The following is a 7,247-nucleotide window of genomic DNA, read 5'->3' on the forward strand; positions in this document are numbered from 1 at the left end:
TTACTTTTATAGATTTAAAAAAGATTTGGGAAGATGAAAGCGGGTGTCCGCTCTCGTCTTCCCAAATCTTTTTTAATCAAAATGTAATCGTGAAAATCATCTAAATCAGTATCATCCTGGTCAAGACAAAAATTCGCGCACAGTATTTGTAAATCCCTATCTTTACTATAGCGATTAACTGCAGATGAAGTACAAAATATATATTATCAGTTTGTTATGCGGATCTGGAATGTGCTTATTGTTAGCCTGTGTCAATAAAAAAAAGCATACCGCCCCCAAACAAAAACAGATTGTAGCAAACATCAGACAGCTCGATGAAGTGATTACAGATAACATCACAGAACGTTTGTCTGCGCTGAAAGACAATGAAGGTGAATTGGAAGACAGCCTGTTGGCATTCCGTCCCTCCGCTATTCAGGAATTTTATGGCTCCGACAAGCCCTCCGGACATTGGTCCAGGGATGGTGTAGTCAATCCCGCTGCGGATTCGATGTTGTATATGATACAGCATGCGGAAGACGTAGGGTTGTTGCCTGCCCAGTACCATGCATCTGCGCTCACCGCTGCCCTTGAGCAGATCAATGGAGATGCCACTGCTAAAAAGGATGCGGCTTTATGGGCAAAAGTAGATGTCCTGATGACTGATGCCTTTATGAAAATGGCCTCAGATCTTCGTTTCGGCGTAGCGCCACGTGACAGTGTTACACTCAAACAAGATTCGTTGTTTACAGACACACAACTGATCACCGCACTGCAACAGGCGTTGGCCGACAAAGACGTTTCCGTTATCCTCCACGCGCAGGAACCTGTACATGCAGGTTATGTGGCCCTGAAGGAAGGGATCCAAACTTTCAAATCAAAATACTCGAATTATCACTGGGATACGTTACCGCTGAACTACACGGATACCGCGGCTTTCCGGCAATTGGTCATCAATCGCCTGGTACAAAGCGGTCATCTGGACACTACAGGACGTGCCACGGATACGACTATATTAAAAACAGGGATTAAAGCTTTCCAGAAAGAATTTAATATTTATCCGGATGGTATAGCGGGTAAAAGAACGGTAATAGCATTGAACCGTTCTATGCACGACTGGATTATGCAGGCGGCTGTAAATCTGGACCGGTGGCGTAAACTGCCGGATACTTTACCCTCGCAGTATATTATGGTCAACTTGCCTGGCTATACATTAAGAGTGGTTGATAGTGGAGAAGTAAAACTGGAATCGCGTGTAATTGTGGGTACCCCACGTACGCGTACCCCATTGCTGAACTCCTATATGACTAACTTTATGATGTATCCCTACTGGCGGGTACCATATAGCATTGTGTTCAAGGAAATGTTGCCGGCCATTAAAAAGAATGTAGGCTATCTGGCTTCTAAAAATCTGGAAGTCATTGATAAGGACGGTAACACCGTGGATCCCGCTACCATCGACTGGTCTAAGCTGAGTAAGGGTCATTTCCCCTATGTGCTGCGGCAGATGGATGGTATTGATAATTCATTGGGCATCATGAAATTTAATTTCCGTAATAAATACAGTGTATACCTCCACGATACCAATAACCGCGGCTTATTTAAAAATTCTATGCGCGCCATGAGTCATGGCTGTGTGCGGGTACAGCAATGGGATAGCCTGGCGCAGTACCTGGTGCGTGCGGATAGTGTAAGACATAGCGGCGATAGTATCCGGGTATGGTTGGCGCGGGAAGAAAAGAAACAGGTAGATCTGCCTAAACACATTCCTATTTACCTGCGTTACTTTACCGCAGAAGGGCAAAATGGCAACCTTGTTTTCTTTGATGATATTTATGGAGAAGATAAAGTATTACGCAAGAAGATGAAATTATAAACAGCAGTTAGCTTTTAGCTATTAGCCTTTAGCAAAAATGCAGCGGAGAACATAGCATATATGTTACTCTTCGCTGCATTTTTGCTAAAGGCTAATAGCTAAAGGCTAATAGCTAAAAGCTAAAAGCTAATAGCTAATAGCTATTCTTATGCGAGTTTCGCTTTCAGTGCTGTATCCAGTGCATCCAGGAACTCTTCGGTGTAGAGGTAATGTTTACCATGTTCTACTTTATTACCGTGGATACAAACGGCCAGATCTTTTGTCATTTTACCACTTTCTACGGTTTCAATACAAACCTGTTCCAGTGCAGTACAGAAGTTGATCAGTGCCTGGTTATTGTCCAGTTTACCACGGAATTCCAGACCGCGTGTCCAAGCAAAGATGGAAGCGATAGGGTTGGTAGAAGTTGGTTTGCCAGCCTGGTGTTCGCGGTAGTGGCGGGTAACAGTACCGTGTGCGGCTTCTGCTTCCATTGTTTTACCATCAGGAGTGATGAGGGTAGAAGTCATCAGACCGAGGGAACCAAAACCTTGTGCTACTGTATCGGATTGTACATCGCCATCGTAGTTCTTACAGGCCCATACAAAGTTACCATGCCATTTCAGTGCGCTGGCTACCATGTCATCAATCAAACGGTGCTCATAAGTTAAGCCGTTTGCTTCGAAGGTAGTTTTGAATTCCTGTTGATAGATTTCTTCGAAGATATCTTTAAAGCGGCCATCATATTTTTTCAGGATGGTGTTTTTTGTACTCAGGTACAAAGGCCATTTTTTCATCAGTGCCTGGTTGAAACATGCACGTGCAAAGCCTTTGATAGATTCATCGGTATTGTACATTGCCAGTGCAACGCCATCACCTTTGAAGTTGTATACTTCGTGTTCAATCACTTCACCATTTTCACCTTCAAATTTGATGGTGAGTTTACCTTTTCCTTTTGTAACGAAATCGGTAGCGCGGTACTGATCACCGAAAGCATGACGACCAATACAGATAGGAGCAGTCCAGTTAGGGACGAGACGTGGAACGTTGCTCATCACGATAGGCTCACGGAAAACGGTACCATCGAGGATATTACGGATCGTACCATTAGGTGATTTCCACATTTGCTTCAGCTTGAATTCCTTTACGCGGTCTTCATCCGGTGTAATGGTAGCGCATTTGATACCTACGCCTACTTCCCTGATCGCATTGGCTGCATCAATGGTCACCTGGTCATTGGTAGCATCACGATGCTCCATGCCCAGATCATAATATTTAATTTCAACATCCAGGTATGGAAGTATCAGTTTGTCCTTGATGAATTTCCAGATGATGCGTGTCATCTCATCACCGTCCAGTTCGACTACCGGATTAGCAACTTTAATTTTTTCTGCCATTTCGGGTTTTTTAAAAAATTAGATTAAAAGCAATTCGCAACAATTATTCAAGCGGGTCCCTTTCGGGATAATCACGAAAAATACGAATAGCTATGATAAAAACAAAATAAGGGAAAGGTATTTTTGGGAGCATAAGGCTTAAAGCATAAAGCAAAAAGCTATTGTAGCGGATGATTAACGCGAATTTTATATTATCGCTCCGATCATTCGCTACAATAGCTTTTTGCTTTATGCTTTAAGCCTTACGCTTTACTACAGGTGCATTTGCTTGATCACTTCATCCGCAAATTCGCTGGTTTTTACCAGGGTAGCATCATCCATCAGGTTGTAAAAGTCGATGGTGACACGTTTGCGCATGATGGCGGTGCTGAGGCCATGAACAATGATTTCAGCCGCTTCTTTCCAGCCCATGTATTCCAGCATCATTACACCACTCAGAATAACAGAGGATGGGTTCATGGTGTTGGTGTTGGCAAAGCGTGGAGCAGTACCATGGGTAGCTTCAAATACGGCATAACCGGTAATGTAGTTGATGTTGGCACCGGGAGCGATACCAATACCGCCTACGGCAGCAGCCAATGCATCAGAAATATAGTCACCGTTCAGGTTCAGCGTAGCGACTACAGAATAATCCTGTGGTGCCAGCAGAATCTGTTGGAGGAAGTTATCTGCGATCACATCTTTGATCAGCAGTTTTCCTTTTGCCAGTTCTACTTTCAGTTCTTTGTTAGCTTCTTCTTCACCCAGTTCTTTCTTGGTTTTTTCCCAATGTTCCCAGGTGTATACATAGTCGCCAAATTCTCTTTCCGCCAGTGCATAGCCCCAGTTTTTGAAACCACCTTCGGTGAATTTCATGATGTTGCCTTTATGCACAATGGTTACAGAAGAACGTTTATGTTCCAGTGCGTAGCTGATAGCAGCACGTACCAGTCTTTCCGTTCCTTCTATAGACACGGGTTTGATACCCAGTGAAGAAGTTTCCGGGAACCTGATCTTTTTAACGCCCATTTCATTTTGCAGGAAATCGAGCAGTTTTTTAGCTTCAGGTGTACCAGTCATGTATTCTATGCCGGCATAGATGTCTTCCGTGTTTTCGCGGAAAATCACCATGTCAACTTTCTCCGGATGTTTCACTGGAGAAGGCACTTTGTTGAACCAGCGTACGGGCCTTACACAGGCGTAGAGGTCCAGTTCCTGGCGCATCGCAACGTTCAGGGAACGGATACCACCACCAACTGGAGTAGACAGGGGGCCTTTAATAGACACCAGGTATTCCTTCAACGCATCCAGTGTCGCCTTTGGCAGCCATTCACCTGTCTGCTGGAAGGCTTTCTCACCTGCCAGTACTTCTTTCCATTCAATTTTCCGATCACCACCATAGGCTTTTTCAACAGCCGCGTCGAATACACGAACACTGGCTTTCCAGATGTCCGGACCTATTCCGTCGCCTTCTATGAATGGTATGATTGGTTGTGCAGGGACCTGTAACAGGCCATTGTTCATCGATATTTTTTCTGCCGGCATAAAACGGTTTCTTTATGCGTTACGTAATTGTTGTAATCGCGTGCAAAGGTAACGCATTTACCTTTAAAGACAGGGTAGTTTCTTGTCTTAATTGTACAAATTCTCCAGCCGCATATAACTTTTTGCTTATGTTAGGATTAATGTTATTTTGCTGCACATTTTTCGGCAGCAACAAAATCTCAGATACCACCATGACTCCCATTACATATCTCGCGCTGGGCGATAGTTATACTATAGGTGAACAGGTAGCAGACAATGAACGGTTCCCCGTACAAACGGCCGTTCTCCTCCGTGAACAGGGCTATGCCGTAGCGGATCCGGAAATAATAGCTACCACCGGGTGGACAACCGATGAACTGGAAGCAGGCATAAGGGCTGCACATATTACACAAACATATGATATAGTCACGCTGCTCATAGGCGTCAATAATCAATACCGTGGCTGGCCTGTAGCGCAATATGAAAAGGAATTCCGGGAACTGCTGCTTAAAGCGATCGCCTTTGCCCGTAACGAACCATCCCACGTGGTGGTATTGTCTATTCCCGACTGGGGCGTTACACCCTTTGCAGCAGACCGCGACCAGCAACAGATTGCCATGGAAATTGATGCTTATAATGCGGCCAATAAAGCCATTGCACAGCAAATGAAGGTCCCCTACCTGGACATTACGGCTTTTACCCGCGAGGCTTCACACGATAAAGAACTGGTGGCCGCAGATGGTTTGCATCCTTCCGGAAAAGATTATGCCCGCTGGGCTGCCGCCCTGGCGCCATTGTTACAACAGGCATTGCACTAAGTAAAAAAATACGCTACATTCATATACAAGAAAACCTAAACCGATGGAAAGCCATATCGTTAAAATTCTTGCGGTTACCCCAGTAACGCACAATGTTCGTCAATTTACAGTGGAAAAGCCTCAGGGGTATACCTTTGTCCCGGGTCAGGCTACCGAAGTGTCTATCAATAAACCCGGATGGGAAGAAGAACGACGACCCTTTACGTTTACCAGTCTTACTGAATGGGAACAGCTGGAGTTTACCATTAAAATATATGATGAGCACAACAGCGTTACCCATGAACTGGGGCAGCTAAAAGCCGGAGATGAACTGATCCTCCACGATGTATGGGGTACTATACATTATAAAGGAGCCGGCGTATTTATAGCTGGTGGCGCCGGTGTAACCCCATTTATTGCCATCTTCCGTGATTTACAACACAAAGGACAGCTGGGCACTAACCAGTTGATCTGCTCCAACAAAACCCTGGGTGATATTATTTTGAAAGACGAGTTTGAAGCCATGCTGGGCAAGCGTTTCATCAATACACTCACGGCACAGGAAGTGCCGGGCTTCGATCATCATACCATTGATGAAAGCTATTTAAGGGAGAAGATTACCGATTTTAATCAGCATTTCTATATCTGTGGCCCCGATCCCATGGTACAACAATTGAAAGCGATCCTGACTAAACTGGCCGGCAGCGAGGCGCTGGTCACTGTGGAGATCTGAGGAGCCGCTGTGATACCGGTATACCGCTGTAAAATGCCGGTAGGGGGTAGCTTGTGTTGACCGGCTAAAAATGGCCGGCTGTTTTTACCGGTAATTTCCTGCTTTTTACCGGTAAGTGTACCTGATTAGCCTAAACGCTGTTTTGAAAGAAAAGAACCCGCTCTACATTTGTATCATAAATAACAAGACAAATGAAAAACGAAGATATCGAGGAATCAAGGAAAAAGAGCCGGGCAGTCGGAGGTATTATCCTGGTAATCATAGGCACTGGCCTGTTATTACAGCGTTTGAATATTAAAGGCATTCCCGACTACGTATTTTCCTGGCAGATGCTCCTCATTGCCATTGGTGTAGTGGTAGGTTTCCGACACAATTTCCGGGTAGGTGGATGGATGGTGATGGTAGCAGTAGGCGGTATTTTCCTCGCCGGAGAAATCCAGTCATGGCCTTACGACACTGCACAATTTATATGGCCGGTAGTGATGATCGGAGTAGGTATTATCGTGATCTTTAAACGAAATTACTCCACGAAGGAATGGGCCGAGCGGAAGAAACAGTACGGCGCCAGCATTACCTCTGCCAGCGGAGATGATGTGATTGATGCGACAGCGATTTTCGGCAGCGTGGATAAAGTAATTATGTCTAAAAACTTCAAAGGGGGCGATGTGACTTCCATTTTCGGAGGCACTGTACTCAATTTTATGAAGGCAGATATAGAGGGCACCGCCACATTAGATGTGACGGCCATAATGGGAGGATGTGAAATCATTGTGCCTGCGAACTGGAAAGTGAAAGTAGATGTGACCACCATCATGGGCGGTGTGGATGATAAGCGGTACCTGGATGTGATCCCCAACACTGGTCCGGAAAAACTACTGATTCTGACAGGTACCTGTATCATGGGCGGCCTGGAAATAAAAAGTTACGCTTAAGGAAACCACCATATCTCACTCTTCTATCTCCAACTTTTAAATCTTTTTTTA

At 44.9% G+C, this 7,247-nt stretch carries 6 protein-coding genes; 4 read left to right on the forward strand and 2 right to left on the reverse strand.

Annotated features, from left to right (window positions below; all coding sequences use genetic code 11):
• The first annotated feature begins 229 nt into the window (after positions 1-229).
• Positions 230-1,855 carry a L,D-transpeptidase family protein gene (locus VIP81_RS17035; protein WP_331963445.1) on the forward strand — a complete coding sequence of 542 codons (1,626 nt, stop codon included), beginning with the start codon at positions 230-232 and terminating at the stop codon, positions 1,853-1,855.
• A gap of 146 nt (positions 1,856-2,001) precedes the next feature.
• Here the strand turns inward: VIP81_RS17035 and VIP81_RS17040 are convergent, their stop codons facing one another.
• Positions 2,002-3,231 (reverse strand): NADP-dependent isocitrate dehydrogenase, encoded by a 1,230-nt coding sequence (locus VIP81_RS17040; RefSeq protein WP_331963448.1) that lies wholly within the window; start codon positions 3,229-3,231, stop codon positions 2,002-2,004.
• Between the two features lie 252 nt (positions 3,232-3,483).
• Complete coding sequence (gene icd / locus VIP81_RS17045) at positions 3,484-4,755, reverse strand: NADP-dependent isocitrate dehydrogenase (protein WP_331963451.1); 1,272 nt, start codon at positions 4,753-4,755, stop codon at positions 3,484-3,486.
• Between the two features lie 191 nt (positions 4,756-4,946).
• On the opposite strand from icd, the gene VIP81_RS17050 reads away from it, so the two are divergent.
• From VIP81_RS17050 to VIP81_RS17060, 3 genes are all read left to right on the forward strand, one after another.
• Positions 4,947-5,552, forward strand: coding sequence for an SGNH/GDSL hydrolase family protein (locus VIP81_RS17050; protein ID WP_331963453.1), 606 nt, complete (start codon positions 4,947-4,949; stop codon positions 5,550-5,552).
• A gap of 43 nt (positions 5,553-5,595) precedes the next feature.
• The gene (locus tag VIP81_RS17055; RefSeq protein WP_331963456.1) at positions 5,596-6,264 is read left to right on the forward strand and encodes an FAD-binding oxidoreductase; all 669 of its coding nucleotides are present in this window, start codon (positions 5,596-5,598) and stop codon (positions 6,262-6,264) included.
• Positions 6,265-6,455: 191 nt separating this feature from the next.
• The gene (locus VIP81_RS17060; RefSeq protein ID WP_331963459.1) at positions 6,456-7,196 is read left to right on the forward strand and encodes a LiaF transmembrane domain-containing protein; all 741 of its coding nucleotides are present in this window, start codon (positions 6,456-6,458) and stop codon (positions 7,194-7,196) included.
• Positions 7,197-7,247: the final 51 nt, after the last annotated feature.

The sequence above is a fragment of the Chitinophaga sp. genome (assembly GCF_036566945.1).
Classification (GTDB): Bacteria; Bacteroidota; Bacteroidia; order Chitinophagales; family Chitinophagaceae; genus Chitinophaga.